Annotated in this window: 22 protein-coding genes and 1 pseudogene; 6 read left to right on the top strand and 17 right to left on the bottom strand. The window is 63.8% G+C overall.

The annotated features are described in order from the left end of the window. Positions 1 to 117 precede the first annotated feature (117 nt). The 5 genes from AC19YX_RS04770 to AC19YX_RS04750 all read right to left on the bottom strand — a co-directional run bounded on the left by AC19YX_RS04770 (position 118) and on the right by AC19YX_RS04750 (position 6,036). Positions 118 to 2,349: an LTA synthase family protein gene (locus AC19YX_RS04770; RefSeq protein ID WP_421547239.1), complete on the bottom strand. Its 2,232-nt coding sequence runs from the start codon at positions 2,347 to 2,349 to the stop codon at positions 118 to 120. A gap of 347 nt (positions 2,350 to 2,696) precedes the next feature. Beyond that, a complete protein-coding gene (locus AC19YX_RS04765; RefSeq protein WP_500605775.1) occupies positions 2,697 to 3,137 on the bottom strand; it encodes a CBS domain-containing protein in 441 nt (146 codons plus the stop codon). A gap of 171 nt (positions 3,138 to 3,308) precedes the next feature. Beyond that, positions 3,309 to 4,493: an N-methyl-L-tryptophan oxidase gene (solA, locus tag AC19YX_RS04760; RefSeq protein WP_500605774.1), complete on the bottom strand. Its 1,185-nt coding sequence runs from the start codon at positions 4,491 to 4,493 to the stop codon at positions 3,309 to 3,311. A 25-nt stretch (positions 4,494 to 4,518) separates the two neighbouring features. Next, positions 4,519 to 5,043: a DUF2867 domain-containing protein gene (locus AC19YX_RS04755; protein WP_500605773.1), complete on the bottom strand. Its 525-nt coding sequence runs from the start codon at positions 5,041 to 5,043 to the stop codon at positions 4,519 to 4,521. Between the two features lie 102 nt (positions 5,044 to 5,145). Beyond that, on the bottom strand, positions 5,146 to 6,036 hold the full coding sequence (locus AC19YX_RS04750; protein WP_500605772.1) for a LysR family transcriptional regulator: 891 nt from the start codon (positions 6,034 to 6,036) through the stop codon (positions 5,146 to 5,148). Between the two features lie 138 nt (positions 6,037 to 6,174). Here AC19YX_RS04750 and AC19YX_RS04745 point away from each other — a divergent pair, with 138 nt between their 5' ends. Further along, on the top strand, positions 6,175 to 7,686 hold the full coding sequence (locus AC19YX_RS04745; protein ID WP_500605771.1) for an MFS transporter: 1,512 nt from the start codon (positions 6,175 to 6,177) through the stop codon (positions 7,684 to 7,686). 183 nt (positions 7,687 to 7,869) lie between these two features. Here the strand turns inward: AC19YX_RS04745 and AC19YX_RS04740 are convergent, their stop codons facing one another. The 5 genes from AC19YX_RS04740 to AC19YX_RS04720 form a co-directional block, all read right to left on the bottom strand. Next, entirely contained in the window at positions 7,870 to 8,967 is a 1,098-nt protein-coding gene (locus AC19YX_RS04740) for a polyamine ABC transporter substrate-binding protein (RefSeq protein WP_078472646.1), read from the bottom strand. Positions 8,968 to 9,009: 42 nt separating this feature from the next. After that, a complete protein-coding gene (locus tag AC19YX_RS04735) occupies positions 9,010 to 9,900 on the bottom strand; it encodes an ABC transporter permease subunit (protein ID WP_020298242.1) in 891 nt (296 codons plus the stop codon). Further along, a complete protein-coding gene (locus AC19YX_RS04730) occupies positions 9,897 to 10,778 on the bottom strand; it encodes an ABC transporter permease subunit (protein WP_161955769.1) in 882 nt (293 codons plus the stop codon). The genes AC19YX_RS04735 and AC19YX_RS04730 overlap by 4 nt, the downstream gene beginning before the upstream one ends. Before the next feature lie 44 nt (positions 10,779 to 10,822). Then, positions 10,823 to 11,965 carry a polyamine ABC transporter ATP-binding protein gene (gene potA, locus AC19YX_RS04725; protein ID WP_078472644.1) on the bottom strand — a complete coding sequence of 381 codons (1,143 nt, stop codon included), beginning with the start codon at positions 11,963 to 11,965 and terminating at the stop codon, positions 10,823 to 10,825. Positions 11,966 to 12,210: 245 nt separating this feature from the next. Further along, positions 12,211 to 12,972, bottom strand: coding sequence for a gamma-glutamyl-gamma-aminobutyrate hydrolase family protein (locus AC19YX_RS04720; RefSeq protein ID WP_078472643.1), 762 nt, complete (start codon positions 12,970 to 12,972; stop codon positions 12,211 to 12,213). A gap of 267 nt (positions 12,973 to 13,239) precedes the next feature. On the opposite strand from AC19YX_RS04720, the gene AC19YX_RS04715 reads away from it, so the two are divergent. The 4 genes from AC19YX_RS04715 to AC19YX_RS04700 all read left to right on the top strand — a co-directional run bounded on the left by AC19YX_RS04715 (position 13,240) and on the right by AC19YX_RS04700 (position 18,393). Next, positions 13,240 to 14,616 carry a glutamine synthetase family protein gene (locus tag AC19YX_RS04715; protein ID WP_078472642.1) on the top strand — a complete coding sequence of 459 codons (1,377 nt, stop codon included), beginning with the start codon at positions 13,240 to 13,242 and terminating at the stop codon, positions 14,614 to 14,616. 33 nt (positions 14,617 to 14,649) lie between these two features. Further along, a complete protein-coding gene (locus AC19YX_RS04710; RefSeq protein WP_078472641.1) occupies positions 14,650 to 16,140 on the top strand; it encodes an aldehyde dehydrogenase in 1,491 nt (496 codons plus the stop codon). A gap of 59 nt (positions 16,141 to 16,199) precedes the next feature. Further along, a complete protein-coding gene (locus AC19YX_RS04705) occupies positions 16,200 to 17,480 on the top strand; it encodes an NAD(P)/FAD-dependent oxidoreductase (protein ID WP_500605770.1) in 1,281 nt (426 codons plus the stop codon). Positions 17,481 to 17,844: 364 nt separating this feature from the next. Next, positions 17,845 to 18,393 (top strand): cupin domain-containing protein, encoded by a 549-nt coding sequence (locus tag AC19YX_RS04700; RefSeq protein ID WP_078472639.1) that lies wholly within the window; start codon positions 17,845 to 17,847, stop codon positions 18,391 to 18,393. 142 nt (positions 18,394 to 18,535) lie between these two features. On the opposite strand, the gene fabI is transcribed toward AC19YX_RS04700, so the two are convergent. From fabI to AC19YX_RS04665, 7 genes and pseudogenes are all read right to left on the bottom strand, one after another. Then, positions 18,536 to 19,330 (bottom strand): enoyl-ACP reductase FabI, encoded by a 795-nt coding sequence (fabI, locus tag AC19YX_RS04695; protein ID WP_078472638.1) that lies wholly within the window; start codon positions 19,328 to 19,330, stop codon positions 18,536 to 18,538. Positions 19,331 to 19,680: 350 nt separating this feature from the next. Further along, positions 19,681 to 20,448: a methyl-accepting chemotaxis protein gene (locus AC19YX_RS04690; RefSeq protein WP_500606134.1), complete on the bottom strand. Its 768-nt coding sequence runs from the start codon at positions 20,446 to 20,448 to the stop codon at positions 19,681 to 19,683. An 87-nt stretch (positions 20,449 to 20,535) separates the two neighbouring features. Continuing rightward, positions 20,536 to 21,621: pseudogene (locus tag AC19YX_RS04685) on the bottom strand (cache domain-containing protein); the annotation flags it as partial. A gap of 170 nt (positions 21,622 to 21,791) precedes the next feature. Next, complete coding sequence (locus AC19YX_RS04680; protein ID WP_201130478.1) at positions 21,792 to 22,337, bottom strand: P-loop NTPase family protein; 546 nt, start codon at positions 22,335 to 22,337, stop codon at positions 21,792 to 21,794. A gap of 99 nt (positions 22,338 to 22,436) precedes the next feature. Beyond that, entirely contained in the window at positions 22,437 to 22,883 is a 447-nt protein-coding gene (locus AC19YX_RS04675) for an HIT family protein (protein WP_500605769.1), read from the bottom strand. Between the two features lie 111 nt (positions 22,884 to 22,994). After that, positions 22,995 to 23,711: a lecithin retinol acyltransferase family protein gene (locus AC19YX_RS04670; RefSeq protein WP_078472635.1), complete on the bottom strand. Its 717-nt coding sequence runs from the start codon at positions 23,709 to 23,711 to the stop codon at positions 22,995 to 22,997. A 187-nt stretch (positions 23,712 to 23,898) separates the two neighbouring features. Next, complete coding sequence (locus AC19YX_RS04665) at positions 23,899 to 24,339, bottom strand: hypothetical protein (RefSeq protein WP_500605768.1); 441 nt, start codon at positions 24,337 to 24,339, stop codon at positions 23,899 to 23,901. Between the two features lie 192 nt (positions 24,340 to 24,531). On the opposite strand from AC19YX_RS04665, the gene AC19YX_RS04660 reads away from it, so the two are divergent. Beyond that, positions 24,532 to 25,461, top strand: coding sequence for a PoNe immunity protein domain-containing protein (locus AC19YX_RS04660; protein ID WP_500605767.1), 930 nt, complete (start codon positions 24,532 to 24,534; stop codon positions 25,459 to 25,461). The last annotated feature ends 231 nt before the right edge of the window (positions 25,462 to 25,692 follow it).

The raw sequence follows: 25,692 nt of genomic DNA, 5'->3' as shown, positions 1-25,692 counted from the left end.
GTAACGGTGGGGGCGGCAGCTGGCGCAGGGCGCGCTCGCAGCACTGTGGCGGCAGGGGCTGAGGCGAGGTGGTGATGCCGTTGCCGCGGCGTCGAGGTGCGCGGCAACGGCGGCGGCTCAACTGGATTGGGCGACGTGGTCGTCCGGCACATCGTCCAGGGCTTCTTCCTGCCCGGGCACTTCGGTCACCACGCTGAAATCACTGACTTCAATGGCGCCATGGCCATAGCCCAGCAGGTGGAAGGAGAACGCTTTGCGCGACTCCGGGTTGGCGAAGCGGAAGTCCAGTTCCAGGGGCTGGTCCGGAGTCACCAGCATCTCGCCGTCCGGCAGGCCCAGTTGCACATCCTGCTCCAGTTCCTTGGCCTTGAGCAGGATGTAGGCGTTTTGTTGCGGGTCCAGGGAGCGCACCTTGAGGCGCACGCTGGTCTGCGAGCCCTTGGGCATTTCCAGGTACTGGGCGCCGATCAGGTTGTCGGCCCAGTCATCCTTGATCTGCGCCTGCAACGGGATCACCGCCGGGCTGCCGAACTGGTAGTGCTGGTTCAACGGCGTGCGCAGCAGGGTGCCGTCCAGGGCCGTGGCCCGGGCGCTGATCAGGCGCGCGCGCTGGCCGCCGTACTGCCCCAGCAGGGTGGCGCGCTCGGCGATAAAGCCGGGGCTGGCGTAGTAGCGGCAGCGCTGCTGGAAGTCGCACTCGGTCAGGGTGCCCAGGCCATCGTGGTAGCGCAGCTTGCCGTTGGTGTAGGACATGATCTCGCGCCCGCTGCTGTACTCGCGAAACAGCGAACGGCCGCTGAGGGCGGAGGGCACCGGCAAGGCGAAGTAGTCGAGGATCGATGCGCTCAGGTCCACATGCCCGTAGACCCCGGACTTGATCCTCGGCAGTTGCGCCTGCTCCGGTGCCAGGGTCAGGTTGAACCCCCAGGAAGAGGCCAGGCGTACGCCGTCGATGCCGTGGGATTCGTCCGAGGTGATCACCACCAGGGTGTCCTTGAGCACGCCTTTGCGTTCCAGGCCGCTGAGGAACTGTTCCAGGGCGTCATCCAGGTAACCCACGGCGGCCTGCTTGGGGCTGTCGTAGCGTTGCAGGTAGTCGTCGGGGGCGGAGTAGGGCTGGTGGGTGCCGACGGTGAGCAGCGTCAGCATCCAGGGCTTTTTCTGTTTTTTCAGCTGGCCGACGTAATCCAGGGCGCCTTCGAAAAAGGCCTTGTCGTCCTTGCCCCAGGGAAATTCCAGGTAGTTGTCGTTCTTGAACCACTCCAGCCCGTGGGTCGCGGCAAAGCCGATGTGCGGCATGATCTGGTCCTTGGCCATGAACCGCAGGCCCGCACCCTGCAGGTAGTGGGTGGCGAAGCCGTTCTTGCGCAGTTGGGCCGGCAGGCAGGCCTGGTTGCGCTCGCTCTGGGTGAGCATTTCCACACCCTTGGGCGTGCCGTTGTCGAGTTTGTCGTAGTCGCCGCAGAGCATGGCGTACAGGCCGCGAATGGTCTGGTGGGTGTGCAGCACGTAGTCCGGGGTGTTCATGCCGCGCTCGGCCCAGCGGCTGAGGTTGGGCATGAGGTTTTCCTGGTAGCTGCTGTGCAGCGCCTGGCGATTGGCGCCGATGTAGGCCCCAGGGATGCCTTCCAGGGCAATGATCAATACGTTGCGTGCCCGGCCCGGGGCCGCCAGCAGTTTTTCCCCTTGCAGGTCGAGCTGGGTCAGCCCGGCCATCTGTGGAGGGATATCGGCGATATCGCCTTCGAGCCAGTCTTCGGCGCGGGTCTGGAGTTCACCGACACCGGCGGCCAGCAGTTGATGGGGCAGGTTGAACAGGCGCCACTGGTCAGCCTCGGACGGCTGCAGGTTCTGGGTGCCCCAATGGGCGATCAACAGCAGCACCGGCACGCAGCCGCTGTAGCGCGGCAAGGGCGGGGCGGCATGGGCCCGGCCGGCCCAGCGGGTGGCCAGCCACAGGCCCAGGGCCAGGAGCAGGGCGACGCCGATCCAGGGCTGGGACATACCGCCGCCGGTGGAGTTGCCCAGGAATTGCGGGTCGATCAGGTAGTGCAGGTCTGCCGGCGTCGGCAACCGGCCGACAGCGGTGACCAGCTCGGCGGTGGACAGGGTAAACAGGCTCCACACCAGCAGCACGGGCAGCGCCAGCCACCAGGGCCGGCGATGCAGCGTGACCACCAGCAGGCTGCCGATGGCCAGGTCGGAGACGTAGCCCAGGGGTTCGGACCAGCCCAGCACGGCGCGCAGGACCAGGGGCAGGACCAGCACCCAGCCGATCAGGGCGATAAGCGCGGCGCGGGGGTGTTGCAACCCGTGACGAATGAAATTCACAAAGAGGGTTCCAGTCATTAAGTGGTCATAAAAGTGTGCGCGATGTTACCGGGCTACGAGGGCAAATGGGGGATATTCCCGGCCACGCAGGTGTTGGCGAATGCTTCGCCGGGGATGCAAGTGGCCTGCATGCCGCGCGCTGCAAGCCCTGGCGCGCAGACAGGGCACAGGCGCTGAACGGGTGAATCGGGGGGATTAACTGTTTCAGGCTGTTAAACGATGCCCTACGTCATACGCCTGTAGCCGCTGCCGAGGCACGAGGCTGCGCTGGCCCTGGAGGATGCCGGAGGTGTGTCAGGTGCATCTTCGGCATCGATCAGGGCCAACGTCCGAGCGCAGCCCGAGACTGGGGCAGGGGCTACGGGCTATTCGCCACGGATGTATTGCTCCAGCTGGCGGATCAGGTCGGCCTGTTCGGCGATGGCTTCCTTGACCAGGTCGCCGATGGACAGCAGGCCCAGCAACTGCCCGTTCTCCACCACCGGCAAGTGCCGCAGATGGCTGTCGGTCATGATGCCCATGCAGGTCTCTACGCTCTGGTGCGAGTCCACGGTGATCACCGGCGAACTCATGATTGCGCTGACTGGGGTGCCAACCGAGGACCGCCCGTGCAACACCAGCTTGCGCGCGTAGTCGCGCTCACTGATGACCCCCACGACCACGCCGTTTTCCAGGACCGGCAGGGCGCCGACGTTTTTTTCCGCCATCAGCATCAGGGCCTCCAGCACCATCTGGTGGGGCGCGATGGTGTGGACTTTCTGGTTGTGTTGGGCCTTCAGCTTGAGTAATTGCGCGACGCTCTTCATGGGGCGCTCCTGTTGTTGTGCCTGGAACGACGACGCATCGCCCGCAGGGGTTCCTACAGAATCGTAGAGACTGGCCCAACCGGCAAGGTTGAATGCGTCGCCCAAGCACGAAAAAACGCCGTACCCAGGCTGTTTTTGCCCAATAGCCCAAAGATCGGCGCTTTTAGCCGCTCATAGCGCCTGCCCGCTGCTGAAGCGCTGCAAGCTGAAGGCGCTCAGGTCGACATCGCCGCGGCCATCGACACAGCGTTGAGCCAGGGCTTCGCCGATGGCCGCCGAGTGCTTGAAGCCATGCCCGGAGCAGGCGCTGACCACCGTGACATTGGCCAGGCGCGGGTGCTGGTCGATGATAAAGCCCGAATCCGGGGTCACGGTGTAGGCGCAGACCGCCGACTTCACCAACTGCGGGGTGACCCCGGTGAAATTGACCGCCACCAGATGGCGGTACATCTGCTCGGCCTCGGCGCTGCTGACCTGGCGATCCAGGGTGTCCGGCAGCGAGGTGGCGCTGTACTGCTCGGTGGCGATTTTCATGCTGCCTTCCCCGGGAACCGGCGGAAAGCCGTAGCAGGTCTCGGCCTCGCTGGCGCCGTGGATGATAAAACTCGGCGAGCGCGGGGCGAAGGGCGTCGGTTGCGCGAGCTTGAACCAGTACAGGGTTTGCCGGCAGACCCGCAGCAACTGGTCGAACGGTGCCCCCAGCAGCTCGCTTGACCACATGCCGGCACAGACAATGGCCTTGCCCGCCGTCACGCTGCGGCCTTGGCTGGTGATCCGCACCAGGCCGTCTTCGTTGGCCAGCGCCATCACGGTTTCGCCGCCGATCCAGGTCGCCCCGAGGGCTTGGGCGCGGGTCAGTTGTGCCTCGATGCAACGTTCGGGGCGCACATATCCGCCGCCGGGCTCGAAGTAGCCCAGGGCACTGTCGTGGATCGGCGCGAACTGCGGGAACCGCTGGCGAATCTGCGCCGCGTCCAGCACCTCATGCTCGATGCCGTTGCGCCGCGCCAGCTCGATGCTGTGTTCGGTGAAGTCTGCGGCGCTGTCGGCGGCGGGCGCGGTGGCGCTGGAGGTCATCACCAGCACCCCACACTGTTCGAACAGTTGCACATCCAGCTCGCTTTCCAGCTCGCGCCAGATCTGCTGCGAGCGTATCGCCAGCGGCACATAGGCCGCGCCTTCGCCCACCGCCTGGCGGGTGATGCGCGTGTCGCCATGGCTGGAACCCAGGTCGTGGGGCGGGGTGAACCGGTCGATGCCGAGCACCTTCACCCCGCGCTTGGCCAGTTGGTACAGGGTAGCGGCGCCCATGGCGCCCAGGCCTACGACAACAACATCGAAATCGGGTGTATGCACGGCAAAAATCCTTGGACAGGGAGGTTCAGCGGCGATTGATGGCGGACAGGGTTATAGGCGCGATGATCCGGTGAAACGGCGCCACCGGCAGCATGTACAGGCGCCCCAGCCAGTTGTGCGGGTGTACCACGGTGGACAGCACCACCGGCCGTTGGCCATCGGCGGTCAGTGGCAGAAGGTTCAGCGACAGGTGCACATCCAGATGTTTGTCGCGGTCCACCACCAGCACCTCGTCGGGGCGCTGGGAGATCAGGGTGAAGATGCCGACCCGGTCGCCGGGCTGGTAATCCTCGTCGGGGCGGGACAGGTCGATACGGGTCAGGCGCCCCAGGTCCTTGAGGCCGAACAGCTGCACCACGCGGTTGCGCAGGCTCATCAGGTGGTCGATCCAGGCCGGCGTCTGGCTCATCAGGTTCAGCACATGGCGCATGGCGGTGCGTTCGGGATCAGTCGCCAGGGTCTGGCGGCAATCGATGAAAGTCGCGCCGGCGGCCAGGGCGGCGATGCTGGAGTCACTGGGCAGCGGGCAAGGGTGAACGGGTGACTTCATCGGTACGGCTCCCTGAAAAATGGCGGCTTCGGGCTTCATGCCCCTTAGCCATGGCAGACGCGGGGAAAAATACCACTTCTGTGGGCTGGCAGCTTGCGCAGGCTAGGGCGCAGTCTCCCTCGCCACCGATATGCCTCGGGCCTGGGGCTCGGCGTTGTGCACCAGCAACTGGCCGAACGCCTCGGCCGCCGCGCTCTTCTCGCCGCTGCTCCAGGCCAGCAGGAAGCGCGCCCCGGGCAGCATCGGCAGGCCGTATTCGCCGTCGACAATGCGCAGGCCCGGGCGCAGGTCGCTGGCCATTTGCACGGTCACCCCGAGGCCGGCGAGCACCGCATTGCGAATGCCTTCCTGGCTGGGCGAGCTGAACGCCAGGTGCCAGCTGCCGGCGCTTGCGCCCAGGGCGTCGAGGCCGATCTGGCGGTTGACGCAGGGTGCCGGCGCCAGGGCCAGGGGCAAGGAGGCCCCCGGGGCCAAGTCGAAGTGCTCGGCGGCGACCCAGACGAAGCGGGCACTGCGCAGCACTTCGCCGCTGTCCCGCCGCCCCGTCTCCGAAAGCACCACCGCCAGGTCCAGTTCCCCGGCCTTGAGCATTTTGCGCAGGTCGAGGTAGGTGCCGACGCTGACGTCCAGGCGCACCTCGGGAAAGGCCCGGGAGAACTGGCAAAGCAGCGGCGGCAGACGCTCGCCCATAAAGGTTTCGGGGACGCCGAAGCGCACCACGCCGCCCAGTCGCGAAGGCTGGAAGCGCCGCGCCAGGGCATCCAGGGAGGCCAGGATCTGCTGTGCGTGCTGCAGCACGTCCTGGCCGTCTTCGGTCAGGCTCAGGCGCCGGGTGGTGCGCAGCAGCAGGGGTTGGCCCAGTTGCTCTTCCAGGCGGCGGATCTGATGGCTGACTGCCGACTGGGTGAGGTTCAGGCGTTTGCCGGCGCGGGTGAAGCCGCCGCATTCATGGACCGCAACCAAGGCCCGCAGCAGGGTGGGATCGATATTCAAGGCAGGCTGCCATTCATGATGGGAATTACTGGATCCTACAAAATTTAATCATTTCCGTCATCAAGCGGGCTTGCCCAGACTTGAGCCCGCAGTCGCCAGCGGCTGAAACCTGCCGACCCTCTTTCTGGAAACCACTCGATGTCACCATCTCCTTCATCCAACCCACTGGCCCTGGCAGCGGTCTGCCTGGCCGCGCTGATGTTCGGCCTGGAAATCTCCAGCGTGCCGGTGATTCTCCCGGCCCTGGAAAGCCGCCTGCAGGGTGATTTCAAGGACCTGCAATGGATCATGAACGCCTACACCATCGCCTGCACCGTGGTGCTGATGGCCACCGGTGCCCTGGCCGACCGCTTCGGGCGCAAGCGGGTGTTTGTGCTGAGTATCCTGGCCTTTGGCCTGGCCTCGTTGCTCTGCGGCCTGGCGCAGGACGTGAACCTGCTGATTGCCGGTCGAGCGCTTCAGGGGCTGGCCGGTGGCGCGATGCTGATCACCCAGGTGGCGATCCTGTCCCAGCAGTTTCGCCAGGGACGGGAGCGCAGCCGGGCCTTCGCGGCCTGGGGCATGGTGTTTGGCATCGGCCTGGGGTTTGGGCCGATCATCGGCGGGGTGATCCTGGCGCTGTCCAGTTGGCCGTGGATCTTCCTGGTGCACGGGCCTCTGGCGCTGCTGACCCTGGGGCTGGCTTTGGGCGGGGTGGAGGAATCGCGCCAGGCCCGGGCCGGCAAGCTGGATGGCGCGGGGATTGTGCTGCTGTCCCTGGCGGTGTTCGGCCTGGCGTTTCTCCTGACCCAGGGCTCGAGCCTGAGCCGCCCCGGCGCCGTGCTCATGGTCCTGGCAACCCTGGCCTGTTGCGCCGCCTTTGTCCGCGCCGAGCGCCGCAGCCCGCAACCGATGTTCGAGCGGGAGGTGTTGCGCAACCGTCGCTTCTGCGGGGCGTTGCTGGGGTCCATGGGCATGAACTTCAGTTTCTGGCCCTTCATGATCTACCTGCCGATCTACTTTCACAGCGCCCTGGGCTACGACAGCCTGCACAGCGGCCTGGCGCTGCTGGCCTATACCTTGCCGACCCTGGTCTTTCCTCCGGTGGGCGAGCGCCTGGCCCTTCGCTTCGAACCCGGCCGGGTGATCCCCCTGGGGTTGTCCTGCATCGGCCTGGGGTTTGTGGCGATGTACGGTGCCAGCCAGTGGGCAGCGGTCAATGACCTGGCGATACTGCCCGGCGCCTTGCTGGCGGGGATCGGCCTGGGCATCACCAATACCCCGGTCACCAACACCACCACCGGTTCGGTGCCTGCCGAGCGTGCGGGCATGGCCTCGGGCATCGACATGAGTGCGCGGATGATTTCCCTGGCGCTGAATATCGCCTTGATGGGCCTGATCCTGGTGGCCGGGGTCGGCGCCTATCTGCAGCGTCACCTGAGCGGCGTGCTGGATGCCGGGCAAGTGCACCTTTGGGCGGAGCAGATCGCCGCCGGCCAGGGTGCGCTTGAGGGCTTGCCGTGGCTGGCCGGTGGTTCGGCGCAGGCGGCCCTGGCCCATGGCTTTGGCTGGGTGATGCTGTACGGCGGCTTGAGCGTCTGCGGGCTGGCGCTGTTCAGTGTCCTGACCTTCGCTCCCTGGCGGCGCGCGCGGCTGGGCAGTGTCAGTTGAACGCAAAAAAGGCGCCCTGACAGACCGTGTGAAAACGCAGTGGTTTTCACGCGGGCAGTGAAGGCGCCAAGGGGTTCACCCCAACCGAGGGGGGCCGGGTGAAGCCGTTCGCAACAAAGGTCGCGGTGGTAAGGCGCGACGGGAACGGAAGTGAGGGGCGCGCCGAGTGCTGGCGCGCCGGGGTTATTTGCCGAGCTTGACCTTGGTCCAGCCACGGGTCATCAGGCGCTGCACGGTGATGGGCTGATCGGGGATCGCGTACAGGGTGGCGAGCACTTCCTGAGGCGGGTAGGACGCCGGGTCGTTGCGGATCGCTTCGTCCACCAGGGGCGTGGCCGCCGCGTTGGCGTTGCTGTAGCCGACGCTGTTGGTGACCTCGGCGATGATGTCCGGGCGCATCAGAAAGTTCATGAAGGCATAGGCGTTGTCGACGTTGCTCGCGTCCCGGGGGATGGCCACCATATCGTAGAAGCTGCCGGCGCCTTCTTTGGGAATGCTGTAGTCGATCTTCACCCCGTTGTTGGCTTCTTCAGCCCGGGCGCGGGCTTGCAGCACGTCGCCGGAGTAGCCCACGGCCACGCAGATATTGCCGTTGGCCAGGTCCGAGATGTACTTGGACGAATGGAAGTACGCCACCGAAGGGCGGATCTTCATGAACACGTCCTGAGCCTGGGCGATCTGCTGTTTGTCCTGGGAGTTCACCGGGAAACCCAGGTAGTGCAGGGCCGCGGGCAGCATTTCGGTCGGCGAGTCGAGGAAGCTGATGCCGCAGGCCTTGAGCTTCTCGGCGTTCTCGGGTTTGAACAGCAGGTCCCAGGAGTTCAGCGGCGCGTCGGTGCCCAATGCCTGGCGGACTTTTTCCGGGTTGTAGCCGATGCCGATCGAGCCCCACATGTACGGGAAGGCATGGGCGTTGTCGGGGTCGCTGGCGGCGGCGTTTTTCAGCAGCACCGGGTTCAGGTTCTTCCAGTTGGGGAGCTTGGACTTGTCCAGGGGCTGGTAGACCCCGGCCTTGATCTGCTTGGCCAGGAAGCTGTTGGACGGGACCACGATGTCGTAGCCCGACTTGCCGGCCAGCAGCCGCGCTTCCAGGGTTTCATTGCTGTCGAAAACGTCGTAGGTGACGTGGATGCCCGTCTCGGCCTCGAACTTTTTCAGGGTGTCGGGGGCGATGTAGTCCGACCAGTTATAGACGCGCAGCACCTTGTCGTCGGCCTGGGCGCCGCCAGCCATGGCGCCCAACAGGGACAGTGTGAGCAGAGTCCTGCCAAACCTTTTCATGCATCCAACTCCATTTCTTGTTGTGGGGTAAAACGCGACGGCCTAGGCCGTCGCTGGCGTTCGTTGTGGCTGCTTGGGTTGCGCCTGCCAGGTTTCGCTGGCGGTCTGCTCCATGGCTTCCTGGATCGCCCGCTTGCGGTTGGCTTCGGCCTTGCGGCTGAAGTACCAGACCATGAAGGTCACCAGGGACACCGCCAACAGAATCAGGCTGGCCACGGCGTTGATCTCCGGCTTGACCCCCAGGCGCACGGCGGAGAACACCTCCATCGGCAGGGTGGTGGAGCCGGGCCCGGAAACGAAACTGGCCAGCACCAGGTCATCCAGGGACAGGGCGAACGACATCATGCCGCCCGCCGCGAGCGAGGGCGCGATCATAGGGATTGTGATCAGGAAAAACACCTTGAATGGCCGCGCACCGAGGTCCATGGCGGCTTCTTCGATGGACAGGTCCAGCTCCCGCAGGCGCGCCGAGACCACTACCGCAACATAGGCGGCGCAGAACGTGGTGTGGGCGATCCAGATGGTCACCAGCCCGCGTTCCATAGGCCAGCCGATCATCTGTGCCATGGCCACGAACAGCAGTAACAGCGACAGGCCGGTGATCACTTCGGGCATCACCAGGGGCGCCGTCACCAGGCCGCCGAACAGGGTCCGGCCCTTGAAGCGGGTGACCCGGGTCAGCACGAAGGCGGCGAGGGTGCCCAGGGCCACGGCGGCCACGGCGGTGTAGCAGGCAATCTCCAGGGAGCGCGCCACCGAGCCCATCAATTGGGTGTTGTCGAGCAGGCCCAGGTACCACTTGAACGACCAGCCGCCCCAGACCGTCACCAGCTTGGAGGCGTTGAACGAGTAGATCACCAGAATCAGCATCGGCAGGTAGATGAACAACAAGCCGAGCACCAGCATCAGGGTCGAAAAACTGAAACGCTTCATGCCCGTGCCTCCATTTCTTTGGCCTGGCTGCGGTTGAACAGCAGGATGGGAATAATCAGGATCGCCAGCATCACCACCGCCAGGGCGGACGCCACCGGCCAGTCACGGTTATTGAAGAACTCCTGCCACAGCACGCGGCCGATCATCAGGGTTTCCGGGCCGCCCAGCAGTTCCGGGATCACGAACTCGCCGACCACCGGGATGAACACCAGCATGCACCCGGCAACGATGCCGTTCTTGGCCAGGGGCACGGTGATTTTCCAGAAGTTGTTGAAGTTGCTCGAGCCCAGGTCCGAAGCCGCTTCCAGCAGGCTCTGGTCGTGCTTGACCAGGTTGGCGTACAGCGGCAGCACCATGAACGGCAGGTAGGCGTAGACCACGCCGATGTACACCGCGGTGTTGGTGTTGAGGATTTCGATCGGGCTCGAGGTCAGGCCGCTCCACATCAGGAAGGCGTTGAGCAGGCCGTTGTTGCTGAGGATGCCCATCCAGGCATAGACGCGGATCAGGATCGCGGTCCAGGTCGGCATCATGATCAGCAGCAGCAACACGTTTTGCGCTTCCTTGCGCGCCTTGGAAATCGCATAGGCCATGGGAAAGCCGATCGCCAGGCACATCAGGGTGCTGAGCAGGGCGATCTTCAGCGAGCCCAGGTAGGCCGAGATGTACAACTCGTCGGCGCCCAGCAGGCTGTAGTTGCCCAGGTTCAGCAGCACCTGGAGTTTCTGGTCGACGAAGCTGTAGATCTCCGAGTAGGGCGGAATCGCCACCGCCGCTTCGGAGAAGCTGATTTTCATCACCAGGAAGAACGGCAGCATGAAAAACAGGAACAGCCAGAGGAAGGGAATGCCGATCACCAGCTTGCGACCGCTGGGCAGCACACGGATCAACGCCTGATTGAAAGTGCTCATGGTCGAAGTACTCATGCCCGCAGTACCACGCCGCTGTCGTCTTCCCACCACACGTATACGGTGTCGTCCCAGGTCGGCCGGGCGCCACGGCGTTCGGCGTTGGCCATGAACGACTGGACGATCTTGCCGCTGGGCAGCTCGACGTAGAACACCGAGTGGCCGCCGAGGTAGGCGATGTCATGCACCTTGCCCTGGGACCAGTTGTAGCTGTTCTCGGGTTTGACGGTGCTGACCAGCATTTTTTCCGGGCGGATGGCGTAGGTCACCGACTTGTCCTGCACCGAGGTGCTGACCCCGTGGCCGACGTAGATCGGCTGTTCCAGCTCGGGGCAGTGGATGATGGCGTGGCCTTCGAGGTCTTCGACCACGGTGCCGTCGAAGGCATTCACGTTGCCGATGAACTCGCACACCAGACGGCTCACCGGGGCTTCGTAGATGTCCACCGGGCTGCCGATCTGGGCGATCCAGCCCAGGTGCATGATGGCGATGCGCTGGGCCATGGTCATGGCCTCTTCCTGATCGTGGGTCACCATCACGCAGGTCACGCCCACGCGTTCGATGATCTCCACCAGCTCCAGTTGCATCTGCGAGCGCAGCTTTTTATCCAGGGCGCCCATGGGTTCGTCGAGCAGCAGCAGTTTCGGGCGCTTGGCCAGGGAGCGGGCCAGGGCCACGCGCTGGCGCTGGCCGCCGGAGAGCTGGTGGGGTTTGCGCCGGGCGTACTGGGTCATGTGCACCAGCTTGAGCATTTCCTCGACCCGGGCTTCGATCTCGCTGGCCGGCAGGCGATCCTGCTTGAGGCCGAAGGCGATGTTCTGGGCCACGGTCATGTGCGGGAACAGGGCATAGGACTGGAACATCATGTTGATCGGCCGCTCATAGGGCGGCATATCGGTGATGTCCACGCCATCCAGCAGGATGCGGCCTTCGGTGGGCCGTTCGAAACCGGCGAGCATGCGCAGCAGGGTGGACTTGCCGGAACCGGAGCCGCCCAGCAGGGCGAAGATCTCGCCCTGGTGGATCTCCAGGGACACATCGTCCACGGCCACGGTTTCATCGAACTTCTTGGTTACGCGGTCGATCTTCACCAGCACCTTTTGTGGTTGCTGATGACCTTCCAGAGCCTTGCGATAAATGCTGGAGGCGTTTGCCATGTGAAACTCCCAACAGGTCGTCGGGCCAATGCGGCCTGACTTAATGAGGTTGATTGCAAACCTGCACCGTCAGTGCTGTGCAGGTTTATTCGGCGCCGCCGTCCTGGCTGCCTGGCCTTGCTTGTTGTTGTTCAGGTATTGCCGTTCACGCCGCACGACGGGCGCACGGAAGTGCGCGCGCCGGGTGGGCAGGGCGTGTCAATCGGTGACTCGGGTGCTTGCAACCCTGTGCGGGCTGCCTTGGGTTAAAGGCGCTGACGCTGCGCGGCACGGTGCCGGCAGGCATCGCCAAAGGCCTGGAAAATGCTCAGGTAGGCCGGGTTCGACAGGACCTGCCATTCCGGGTGCCACTGCACGCCGAAGGCAAACGCCTGGCTGTGCTCCACGGAAACGGCTTCGATCAGGCCATCCGGGGCCACGGCCTCGACCCGCAGGCCATCGCCCAGGCGGTCGATGCCCTGGCTGTGGATCGAGTTGACCTGGATCTCGCCGGCCAGGCCCATGGCCTCGAACGCACCGCCGGGCTGGATCGCCACCGGGTGCGCCGGGGCGTACTGGACTTCAAGGCGCGGGTCGTCGGCTTCGCGGTGGTCCATATAGCCCGGCAGTTCATGCACCTTCTGGTGCAGGCTGCCGCCAAAGGCCACGTTCATTTCCTGGAAGCCGCGGCAGATACCGAGGACCGGCACGCCGGCCTCCACCGCCGCCCGCAACAGGGGCAGGGTGGTGGCGTCACGCTGCGGGTCATGGGCGGTGCCCGGCGCGCTGGGAGTGCCTTGATAGTGGAAGGGTTCGACATTGGATGGCGAGCCGGTAAACAGCAGGCCATCGACGTAGCGCAGCAGATCCTTGATCTCGCAGAGGTCCGCCAGGGAAGGGATGATCACCGGCAGCCCCAGGGCCGCGACGCTGACAGCACGCAAGTACTTGTCGCCGCTGACATGGTAGGGGTGCAGGCCAATCTCTTTGACGCACGCAGTAACACCGATCAATGGCTTGAGTGCCATTTTTATCACCTCGAAATTCACGCTGGAACGAGTTTTTCCAGAGCTTATCCTCGTTGATTTTAATTAACAACTTTCCTGTAAAAAATTATAAACACCGCATGGCGTGATCAGGTTGATTAGCGGGGTGTGCACCCTGTATCGGCCTGATTGGTGTCAATATAATTAACGAAACACCTCAGGTGTTCGCTATTGACTTCACTTTCCCTTTCGGATTGACTGCTGTCACGAAACAGATTTGAACATAATAATTAACACAATAGGTGCATCATGTCGGTCCCACTGCGTGCCGTTCAGCTCAACGAAGCCAACGCCTTTCTGAAAAAACACCCTGAGGTCCTGTACGTCGATCTGCTGATTGCAGACATGAACGGCGTGGTGCGCGGCAAGCGCATCGAACGCACCGCGCTGCACAAGGTGTACGAAAAAGGCATCAACCTCCCGGCCTCGTTGTTCGCCCTGGACATCAACGGCTCCACCGTGGAAAGCACCGGCCTGGGCCTGGACATCGGCGACTCCGACCGCATCTGCTACCCGATCCCGGACACCCTGAGCATCGAGCCCTGGCAGAAGCGCCCCACCGCGCAGCTGTTAATGACCATGCATGAACTCGAAGGCCAGCCGTTCTTCGCCGACCCGCGGGAAGTGCTGCGTCAGGTGGTGAGCAAGTTCGACGAACTGGGCCTGACTATCTGCGCCGCGTTCGAGCTGGAGTTCTACCTGATCGACCAGGACAACGTGAACGGTCGCCCGCAAGCGCCGCGCTCGCCCATCTCCGGCAAGCGCCCGCATTCGACCCAGGTCTACCTGATCGATGACCTCGACGAATACGTCGATTGCCTGCAAGACATCCTTGAAGGCGCGAAAGAGCAGGGCATCCCCGCCGACGCCATCGTCAAGGAAAGCGCCCCGGCGCAGTTCGAGGTCAACCTGCACCACGTCAGCGACCCGATCAAGGCCTGCGACTACGCGGTACTGCTCAAGCGCCTGGTGAAAAACATCGCCTACGACCACGAGATGGACACCACCTTTATGGCCAAGCCCTACCCGGGCCAGGCCGGTAATGGCTTGCACGTGCACATCTCGATCCTCGACAAAAAGGGCAACAACATCTTCGCCAGCGAAGACCCCGAGACCAACGACGCCCTGCGCCACGCCATCGGCGGCGTGCTGGAAACCCTGCCGGCGCAGATGGCGTTCCTCTGCCCCAACGTCAACTCCTACCGCCGTTTCGGTGCGCAGTTCTATGTGCCGAACTCGCCGAGCTGGGGCATCGACAACCGCACCGTGGCCGTGCGCGTGCCGACCGGTTCGGCGGATGCCGTGCGCATCGAGCACCGAGTGGCCGGCGCCGACGCCAACCCCTATCTGCTGATGGCCTCGGTACTGGCCGGTATCCACCACGGCCTGACCAACAAGATCGAGCCGGGGGCGCCGGTCGAAGGCAACTCCTACGAGCAGAACGAGCAAAGCCTGCCCAACAACCTGCGTGACGCCCTGCGCGAGCTGGACGACAGCGAAGTCATGGCCAGGTACATCGACCCGCTGTACATCGACGTGTTTGTGGCGTGCAAGGAAAGTGAGCTGGCCGAGTTCGAGAATTCGATTTCCGACCTTGAGTACAACTGGTACCTGCACACGGTCTGACGGCCCTCCCACTTTTTGCGTTGAGCACTGCATATGACCAAGCATCGCAATGACTGGGAGCAGCACTTCCAGTCCCTGAGCCTTGAAGGCCGGGCCTTTATCGACGGCGAGTACCGCTGGGCCGAAAGCGGCGAGACCTTTGACAGCATCAGCCCGGTGGACGGGCGGTTTCTGGCCCGGGTCGCCAGCACCGATACCGCCGACGCCGACGCGGCGGTGGGCGCTGCACGCCGGGCGTTCGAATCCGGGGTCTGGCGCTTGCAAGCCCCGGCGGCGCGCAAGCGGGTGCTGCTCCGGTTCGCCGAGCTGATCCTCGAGAATCAGGAAGAACTGGCGCTCCTGGAAACCCTGGACATGGGCAAGCCGATCGGCGATTCCATGGCCATCGACGTGCCGGCCACCGCCAACGCGATCCGCTGGAGCGCCGAGGCCATCGACAAGCTCTACGACGAAGTGGCGCCCACGCCCCACGACCAGTTGGGCCTGATCACGCGGGAACCCTGCGGCGTGGTGGCAGCCATCGTGCCGTGGAATTTCCCGATGATCATGGCCAGCTGGAAGTTCGCTCCGGCCCTGGCGGCGGGTAACTCGTTCATCCTCAAGCCTTCGGAAAAGTCGCCGTTGACCGCCATTCGCCTGGCCCGGCTGGCACTTGAGGCCGGCATTCCCCCAGGCGTGTTCAACGTGCTGCCGGGCTACGGCCACACCGTCGGCAAGGCCCTGGCCCTGCATATGGATGTGGACGTGCTGGCCTTTACCGGTTCCACCGGAGTGGCCAAGCAACTGCTGGCGTATTCCGGCCAGAGCAATATGAAGCGGGTGTGGCTGGAGGCTGGCGGCAAGAGCCCCAACGTGGTGTTCGCCGATGCCCCGGACCTGCGCGCCGCAGCAGAAGCGGCAGCGGCCGGGATTGCCTTCAACCAGGGCGAAGTCTGCGTGGCCGGTTCGCGGCTGCTGGTGCAGCGCTCGATCCGCGAGGCATTTATTCCGTTACTGGTGCAAGCGCTCCAGGCCTGGAAGCCGGGGCACCCCCTGGACCCGGCGACCAAGGTCGGCGCGGTGGTCGATCAGCGGCAACTGGACAACGTATTGCGCTATATCGAGATCGGCAAGGAGCAGGGCGCCCAGCTATTGGTCGGCGGCCAGCGCACCCTGCAGGACACGGGCGGGCAGTACGTGGAGCCGACGATTTTCGACGGCGTGACCAACGCCATGACCATCGCCCGCGAAGAAATCTTCGGCCCGGTGTTGTCGCTGATCAGCTTCGACACCGAAGAAGAAGCGCTGGCGATCGCCAACGACAGCATCTTCGGCCTGGCGGCTGCGGTGTGGACCGCCAACCTCAGCCGCGCCCACCGCTTCGCCCGGGGCCTGCGCGCCGGCAGCGTGTGGGTCAACCAGTATGACGGCGGCGACATGACCGCGCCGTTCGGCGGCTTCAAGCAGTCGGGCAATGGCCGCGACAAGTCGCTGCACGCCTTTGACAAGTACACCGAGCTCAAAGCCACCTGGATCAAGCTCTAAGCCCTAATAACAACGGCGATTGCCGGCCTGCGCCGGCCAGTCGCCCGGGAGTCCGAACCATGCAACCTCATGTAAACAGCTACTACGCCGCGACCCGCAACCACACCGGCGAATTCCCCGTGCTTGAAGAGCTGGTGGAGTGCGATGTCTGTGTGATTGGCGCCGGTTATACCGGCCTGTCGTCGGCGCTGTTCCTGGCTGAAGCCGGCTACAGCGTCACCGTGCTCGAAGCGGCCAAGGTCGGCTTCGGCGCCAGCGGGCGCAACGGCGGGCAACTGGTCAACTCCTACAGCCGTGACGTGGATGTGATCGAACAGCGCTACGGTGAAAAGAGCGCCGAAATCCTCGGCAGCATGATGTTCGAAGGCGCCGATATCATTCGCCAGCGCATCCAGCACTGCGACATCCAGTGCGACTACCGCCCGGGCGGGATCTTCGCCGCGCTGAACAAAAAGCAGCTCAAGGGCCTGGCTGAACAGAAAAGCAGCTGGGAGCGCTACGGCAACCGCAATCTGCAGCTGCTCGATGCCAAGGACATGGCGCGTGAAGTGGGCTGTGACAACTACGTTGGGGGTCTGCTGGACAAGCAGGGCGGCCACGTCCACCCGCTGAACCTGGCCCTGGGTGAAGCCAGCGCCATCATCGGTCTGGGCGGCAAGATCTTCGAGCAATCGGCGGCCGAGGAAATCACCTACGGCGAACCCAACGTGGTGCGTACGGCCAAGGGCGTGGTCCGGGCCAAGTACCTGCTGATCGCCGGCAATGCCTACCTGCCGCAAAACCTCGACCCACGGGTGACCCGCAAAAGCATGCCTTGCGGTTCGCAGATCGTGGTCACCGAGCCGCTGTCGGAAAAAGTCGCGCGCAGCCTGATCACTAACAATTACTGCGTCGAAGACTGCAATTACCTGCTCGACTACTATCGCCTGACCGCTGATAACCGGCTGCTGTATGGCGGTGGCGTGGTCTATGGCGCCCGCGAGCCGGACGACATCGAGCAACTGATCCGGCCGAAGATCCTCAAGACCTTCCCGCAGCTGAAAGACGTCAAGATCGACTACCGCTGGACCGGCAACTTCCTGCTGACCATGTCGCGCATGCCGCAATTTGGCCGTATCGAAAAGAACGCCTACTACATGCAGGGCTACAGCGGGCACGGTGTCACCTGTTCGCATTTGGCAGGCAAGCTGATCAGCGAAGTGATCCGTGGTGACGCCGAACGCTTCGACGCCTTTGCCTCCCTGCCGCACATGCCGATGTTCGGCGGCCGTACCTTCCAGGCCCCGCTGACGGCCATGGGCGCCGCCTACTACGCCCTGCGCGACCGCTTCGGTATCTGACGCCACCGCCCTCCAGTGCTGAGCGCTTCCTGTGGCGAGGGAGCTTGCTCCCGCTGGAGGGCGTAGCCCTCCCAAACCCGGCGACCGCGATCAATCCAAACAACCCGTGCGCCTGATTGACGACCGCTTCGCGGCCGAGCGGGAGCAAGCTCCCTCACCACAAAAAGGCAGGGTTTCAGGGGGCTGTAGCCCGCGCCAACCCAGCCCGAAATCCCCCCGTCATTCCCCTCATCGCCAGTCTTTACAGCACCTGTGTCAAACATGTTTAAATAGCCGCCTTTCAGGCTCCAGGGGCAGCCAAATCGCGAAGTTCGCGACCCAACCGCCGCAAAATACCCTTAAGTTCCTCTCACATAAGGCTGTTATGGACACGGGCACCCGACTCAAACTCGTTCGCGAAAGCTACAAACTCTCCCAGCGCGAGCTGGCCCGTCGTAGCGGCGTGACCAACGCCACCATCTCCCTGATCGAACAGAATCGCGTCAGCCCCTCCGTCAGCTCCCTGAAAAAGCTGCTGGAAAGCATCCCCATGTCCCTGGCGGACTTTTTCACCTTCGACCAGCCGCCACGGGAACACCAATACATCTTCCGCGCCAACGAACAGCCCGACCTGGGCCGCGACGGCCTGCGCCTGCTGTTGGTGGGCGCACCGATCCCCAGCCGCCAGATGCGCTTTCTGCGGGAGCAATACGCCCCCGGCGCCAGCTCCGGCGAAGAACCGATCGTGCATGCCGAAGGCGAGGAGTGCGGTCTTGTCACCCGTGGCACCGTCGAGCTCACCGTCGATGGCCAGGTCAGCATATTGAATCCGGGGGATGGCTATTACTTCCCCACCACCTTGCCCCACAGGTTTCGCAATATCGGGCAGGATGAGGCGGAAATCATCAGCGCGAATACGCCGGCGAACTTCTAGGTAGGGTTGGGCAGGGCTTCTGTGGCGAGGGAGCTTGCTCCCGCTGGGGCGCCCGGCGCCCTCAATCCAGGCACCGCGCGATCAGGCATGCCACGTGCCTGACGGGAATGCCGCTTCCACCTGAAGCGGCACATCCCTTGGGTCAATCGTCCAGGTTGCCCATGGCCGTGGTGTTGAACCCGCCATCCACGTACATGATTTCCCCGCTGATACCCGAGGCCAGGTCCGAGCAGAGGAAGGCACCGGCGTTGCCGACTTCTTCGATGGTCACATTGCGCCGCAGAGGCGTTTGCGCTTCGTTGGCGGCGAGCATTTTGCGGAAGTTCTTGATCCCGGAAGCGGCGAGGGTGCGGATCGGGCCCGCCGATACCGCGTTGACGCGGGTGCCTTCCGGGCCGAGGCTGCCGGCCAGGTAGCGCACGCCGGCTTCCAGGCTGGCCTTGGCCATGCCCATGACGTTGTAGTTGGGCATGGTGCGCTCGGCGCCCAGGTAAGACAGGGTCAACAGGCTACCGTTACGGCCCTTCATCATCGGCCGCCCGGCCTTCGCCAGGGCGATAAAGCTGTAGGCGCTGATGTCGTGGGCAATGCGGAAGCCATCGCGGGTGGTGGCTTCGGTGAAGTCGCCGTCCAACTGGTCGCCAGGCGCAAAGCCCACCGAGTGCACGATGCAGTCCAGTGCATCCCATTGCTGGCCCAGCTTTTCGAAGACCTGGGCGATCTCCTCATCGCTGGCCACATCGCACGGGAAGCACAGCCCCGGGTTGGAGCCCCACTCAGTGGCGAACTCCTCCACGCGCCCGCGAAGCTTTTCGTTCTGGTAGGTGAAGGCCAGCTCGGCGCCTTCGCGATGCATGGCCGCGGCAATGCCCGATGCAATGGATAACTTGCTGGCGACACCGACGATCAGAACGCGTTTGCCCGTGAGAAAACCCATGTGTTGCTCCTTGAAAATTCGCTTTTTACTGCCGCTGCCGGGCGCTTTCAGTAGGCCTTGAACAGCGGCGCATAATCCGAGGCATGAGCACTTCAGGCCTCGGTTCGGCTGCTGGAAATCATGCGCAGGCGAGCCGGTTTCCAGGCTCTGCGCCTATGTCGGCCCAGGGAATGGGCGGCATGGGGCGAGAGCCGGGGATCGCGCAACAGGAATATGACGGACGAAATCTGTGCTGAGTTACATGGCTTGCGTTCGCAGGCGTTCAGCAGGAGGAGCCGGCGGCCCTGCAACCGATGCCTGATGATCAGGCACGTTTTGCAGCACCCGCCGGTGACCGGGGGAAGGGCAACCTACGACTTGAACCGCCCCACCAGGCCATTCAACTCTTCCGAGAGTTGCGACAGCCGGCCCGAGTCTTCCTGCGCCGAATGGGCCAGGGTTTCCACCAGTTGTGCTTCGTCGTAGATCTGCTGGATGTGCCGGTTGATCTCTTCGGCAACGCTGTGCTGTTCCTCGGCGGCGGCGGAGATTTGCAGGTTCTGGTCCCTGATTTCATTGACCGACAGCTGGATGCCTTCAAAGCTGTCACGGGCGTTTTCGATGGACGACACGCTGGCGCGGGACAGGTCGAGGCAGCTTTCCATCTTCTGCGAGACTTCCTGGGTCTTGCTGCCGAGGGTGCCCAGCAGTTGGTCGATTTCCCCGGTGGAGTCGGAGGTGCGCTTGGCCAGGGCCCGCACCTCGTCGGCCACCACCGCAAAGCCGCGCCCTTGATCGCCGGCCCGAGCGGCCTCGATGGCCGCGTTCAAGGCCAGCAGGTTGGTCTGTTCGGCGATGGCGCGGATGGTGCCGAGGATCTGGTTGATGCTGCGGCTACCGGCTTCCAGTTCGACCATGGCTTGGGAAGACTCGGTCAGGCGGCTGCCCAGGCGGTTGACGTTTTCCGTGGTCAGCTCGATCTGCTGTTTGCCCTCGGCCACCCGACGGTGCCCACTCTCGGCGGATTCGGCGGCATTGCTGCACGAGCGGGCCACTTCGTTGGCGGTGGCGACCATTTCGTTGAAGGCCGTGGACACCAGCTCCACCGCCTCACGCTGACGCCCGGCGGCGTCGTTCATGTTGTGGGCCACCTCGCTGTTGACCCGGGACGCATCCTGCAGATTGGTCGAGGCGGCGCCGATGTGCTGGATCAGTTGGCGGATGGCGGCCAGGAACTTGTTGAACCAGCCGGCCAGTTCCGCGGTTTCGTCCTTGCCCTGGACCACCAGGTCCCGGCGCAGGTCGCCCTCGCCCTGGGCGATGGACTGCAAGCCGGTGCTGACCTGGCCGATGGGCTTGACGATGACTTTGGAGAACGCCGCCGCCAGCAGGGCGAAGATCAGTGCCAGCACCACCACGATAATGGCGGTGAGGTAGGTCATGCGCGTCGCCGCAGCCATGACTTCGCTGTACTCGATCAGGCCGATGTAGCGCCAGCCCAGGCCCGGTGACGTCCAGATATTGGCCATGTAGCGCACGCCATCGATTTCCACCTCGGTGGAGCCCTGCGGGGTGGCCGCCAGGTGCGCATAGGCCGCGCCCAGGTCCTTGAGCTGCTTGAAGCTGTGCTTGGCGTCGCGCGGGTCGACCAGCACGGTGCCGTCTTCGATCAGCATCACGTAGCCGCTTTCGCCGAGCTTGATGCTCTTGACCAGTTCCGTGAGGTTTTTCAGGGAGACGCTGACCACGAACACGCCCTTGGCTTTGCCGGCGTTGTCGAGCAGGGCCCGGGCGGTGCCGACCAGGGCCACATCGTCCTTGTCGTAGTAATAGGCGGGGGTGCGCACGGTTTGCCCCGGGCTGGCCATGGCGGCCTTGTACCACGGACGTGCACGCGGGTCGTACTTGGCCAGTTGCGGGTCGTCCGGCCATTTGGCGTAGGTGCCGTCCTCCAGGCCGATGGACAGGATCGCCGCCGCCGGGTGGGTCTTGCCAAAGCGCGCAAACTGCTCGATGACCTGTCGGGCCGCTTCAGGCAGGGGCTGGCTGGCGGCATCGGCGGCCTGGTAGTCCTTCAGGCTGGCCACCGAGGTGTATACAGGATCGGCCGCCATCTGATCGACGTTCTGCTGGCTGGCGTCGAAAAACTGCCGGATATTGCCGTCAATCTGGCGAATTTCCCGGGTGCTGCCATCGATGAATTGATCCACCGCCTGGGTCCGGGTGTTGAGCACGGAAATCAGCGCCACCAGGCTGACCGGGATAAAGGCGACTGAGACGAACGCAAGCACGAGCTTATTTTTTATTTTCATGACGACAACCATCAGCGGGGAGGGCAGCGCAAATGGCCGAAAAATAAACTGCGTGGCCAAGTGCTATCACTGTTATGTCGGCCCGAGCGGGGTAAATCTTTAACCGTTTTTTGTGTACAACCCGTGCGGCACGCCTGCGGAACGGGTCCAGGCCCGGTACCCAGGGCGTTTCAGCGATTCGCGGTGGCCGTCGACGAGGCACGGCTGGGCAGGCCCGCCAGGTACTGGCGAATCTGCCGGGTACCCCGCAGGCGAACCACCGGAATGCCTGGGCCGATGGCCTGGCGCGCGGCTTCGATCCCGGGCCGTTGGCGCCGATCAAAATTCCACACGTAATTCAGAAAGCCCAGGAACTCCCGGTCCAGCTTCTCGCTGCAGCCTGCCGGAAGATCGGACCGCGGGCGGTTCAACAGGCTGCGCAACAGCACCCGACGCCAGCAGGTCAGGCGCGGCGTGTCGAGCCAGATGATCAGGTCGGCGCGGGGCAGCCGCAGGTCGAAGGTGCGTCGCGCATAGTTGCCTTCACACACCCAGGCGTCCGCCGCCACCGCCTGGCGGACCCTGGTGCGAAATGTCTCGGCATCCGGTTCGACCCAGCCGGCCTCCCAGAACAGCGTATCCAGGTGCACCACGGGAAGGCCCAGGCGCGCGCCCAATGTTCGCGCCAGGGTCGATTTGCCGCTGCCGGAGTTGCCCAAAATCACGATGCGTTGCATGAGCCGGTCCTTGCTGCAAAAAGCCGGCGATTGTAATCACCTTGGCGGGGCGGGTCACTGCGCCGTTCAGTCGGGCAGGGTGAGGGCCGAGCAGGCTGCTCAGGCGCTTGGGTTCGACGCTTGCAGCAGGTGGGCGATTTGCTTGCGCAAGTCGCCGTGGGTTTCCTCGGCGTAGGGAATGGCGGTTTTCCAGTCGTAGAACCAGGCCGGCATCTTGCGCTTCTGTTCCGGCTCCGAGGCGTAGCGGGGGAAAATATGGCAATGCAGTTCGGGCTCGGAGTTGCCGAGGATTTCATAGTTCATGCGCAGGGCGCCGGTGGCCGCCAACACCGCGTCCCCCATGCGCGCCATGTCCAGCAGATAGGCGGTGCGGGCCTCGATACTCAGGTCGTTCAGGCTGGCGACGACCGGGTCGGGCAACAGCAGGCAATAGCCCGGCAGGAACTGCACATCGCCCATGACCGCCCAGCCCGAGGGCATCCGGCAAATGACTTTATCGTTGGCTCCATGGCGTGCGAGCTCTACGCGTTGCGAAATCAGTGACATGCATCGTCCTTAATGAGGGGCACCAGGGGTGATGGGGCGCTGCCCTCGGTGCGGGTTCTGAAAAAAGCCGCCTATTCAACCACCCAATTCGGCATCGGGCACCGCCCGCGTTCAATCCACCAACCAATCCCAGAGTCGACCGGCCGCGTAGGCCGCGCCCGCCGCCAACGCAATGGTTGCAACGGCCGGGGCGAGCGCCGCGCCGCTGGCAATGCCTGCTGCGCCAAGCCCTGTGGCGGCCAGGCCGGAAACGCCGCCCGTGCCGATCAGGCCGGTTGCGGTGCCTACAGCGCCCCTGGCCAGGGTTTGGCCGACCAGGGAGCGAGCAGCCTGATTGGCGATGGTTTTGCTCGCTTGCCCGGTAATCAGATTGCGCGCAGCGGCCGTTGTCCCCTTGGCGGCCAATGAGGTTACTGCCTGCTTCGCCGCATCCTCGGCGGCTTTGCGTGTAAACAGCTGCGAGGCCAGCGCCGCGCCGACACGCATGCTCGCGGCCTCGACCTGCGCGCTGCTGTGCAGGTCGGTGACGCACCAATTGGCAAAGTGCTCGCAGTTGTTGAACAGGATGTTGTACTGATCTTCACCCAGTCGGGAGCGCGCACGCCGGCAAATGGCGGGGCCGCTGAAATAGGTTTTCTTGTAGGTTCTGATCCGCGGTTTCTTGTCCTGGCAGAACGCCGCAAGGCTGGTGGACTCGATGCAGCCCTTGTCGATGCCCGAGGCCATGCCGGAATAATGGATTACACGCTTTCTACCGACGTAAATCCCGTGGTGGGTGTACACGCCTCGACCGACAACCAGATGGGTTCCAGTGGGGTAAGTATCCATGTAAGGCTCCACATTCAATGTTTGGCGTGAGGGTGTGGGACTGCATCGACGGCCTTTTTACCTGGCGGCACGCGGTGCAGTAAAGCGGTCTTTGGCAGATTCCGGGGCTGGGATCGTTCGCTGATCGGGGTTGGCGGCAGAAGGTCCATTGCTGTGTCGATACACGCGCTGGCCGCCAGCGCCTGGGTCAGGTATTGGCCAAAAAGGCCTGTGCCTCGCCGGCCTCGCATTTCCAGTCGGCGAACACACCCACCAAGTGGCAGTTCGGGCAGTAGCAGCCGATGTAGTACCAGCGCACATCATTGCTTTGCGGGTAGAGCGCCACGGCTGACAGCAGATGGAACGCATCGCCGTCGCAGATGCACTCGTGGCTTTCCAACTCGGCCTCGCTGGCATAGAGCTCGCTGTCGCCCATCCAGTGTTCGGCACCGCACTGGGTGCAAGTGCGGCGGGCGGCACCGGCGTTTTCATCGCTGGCAAGGCGGAATGCCTGGCTGCCGCAGGGGCACGCCGCATGCCGGAAGCCAGTGGCCGGGTAGCGGTTGCGCGTGCTGTACCTGAGCACCTCGGCCTCGGTGTCGTGGGCGCTGGTGCCGTACCAGTACTTGCCCTTTTTTTGCACTGCCATGGATTGATCCTTATCTGGCCTGGCGCTGGAAAGTCGCTACCAGCGCGAACGGGGAGTATGAAAGGGCGGCGCGCAGGGGCCTGTCAACCAGGCCATGTCCCTGTCGCCTGGTGCGTGACCCGTGGACAGCGTGACTGATGCTTTGATAGCGTGCCGCCGGCCAATCGCAGCCACGTTTAGCAGGGAAGACCGGTGATCACGGAAAAAAGACAAACATTCTTGAGCGCAGCACGCTTCGACAACTTCTTTATCAACTACCGCAAGAGCGTGTGCTTCTTTGAAGAAAACACCTTCCAGGCCGACTCCGAGGCCCAGGAAAAGTCCGTCAGGGCCCGCTATTTCCAAAAGCTGATCTTCAAGGAAATCCTCATCCGCTACACCGCGGGTGATGCCATCGAATCCTTGATCCCCTTGCTGGAAACCTTGGTCGACAGCTACGAAGGGCTGCAGCGGCAATTGGCGATTTACCAGGGCATCCCCAACATCACCCCGCTGACCATCGACGACTGGCTCGACCAGTACGAAGAGTGCGTCCAGGTCTTCAGCCTGTGCATCCTGCTGCACCGCACCGACCTGCTGCAGCGCTTTGTCGCCCTGATCGACCCCGCCGGTTACGCCGGCGACGACACCCTCTACGAAGACTTGCTGTGCAAGCTGCTGCCTGAGCGCTATGACGTCGATCGTTGGTACCACGACCTCTACACCCCGCTGGTCCAGGCCATTTATGAAGAAGACCCGACCCAGGCCGCCACGCTGTTGCAGCAATACTGCGACGCCTGGTACCCGGCGTTCGAGCAGGCGCCCTGGCACGACAGCCACCTGCAAGGGGATGAGGGCAGCTACTGCGGGTACTGGGCGCTGGAGGCGGCGGCGGTGGCGTTTCTGTATGGGATCGATGACGGCGCGATTGAGTCGATGGTCTATCCCCGGGACCTGGTGGCCTACGCCAGGGATGTTCGGCCAGCTGATACGGGGCGGGTGGCGCCTTTGCCGGCGGGCCAGGCCTGTAGTCGGACGGGGTATTGGTTTGCGCCGCTGGAGACTGAGACGCGCGAGTATTTTGAGTCGGGGGAGGTGATGCCGCAGAGCGGTGGCGTTTGGTATTGGGTGGGGGAGGAATAGGGGGTGTGGATGACTGAGGTGCATCCACGGTCGAGATTTTTCAGGGCGGCTAAGGGGGGCTCGGCGTGAGCTCGCTCTTGTGATTGGAGCGAGGCTGATTGCCGGGCACACCCGTTGGGTGCCCGCCGTCCTTTGTAGATGTAACGTTTGAATAGGTGGTTTAGTCAGGGCAGATAAAATGCGTTACGGCTTGATCCACACCAACCCGGAAAGCCCCGCCGGGTGCTGTCC

Source organism: Pseudomonas sp. MF09150 (assembly GCF_059862355.1).
This window is presented reverse-complemented; position numbering and strand designations above follow the sequence as displayed.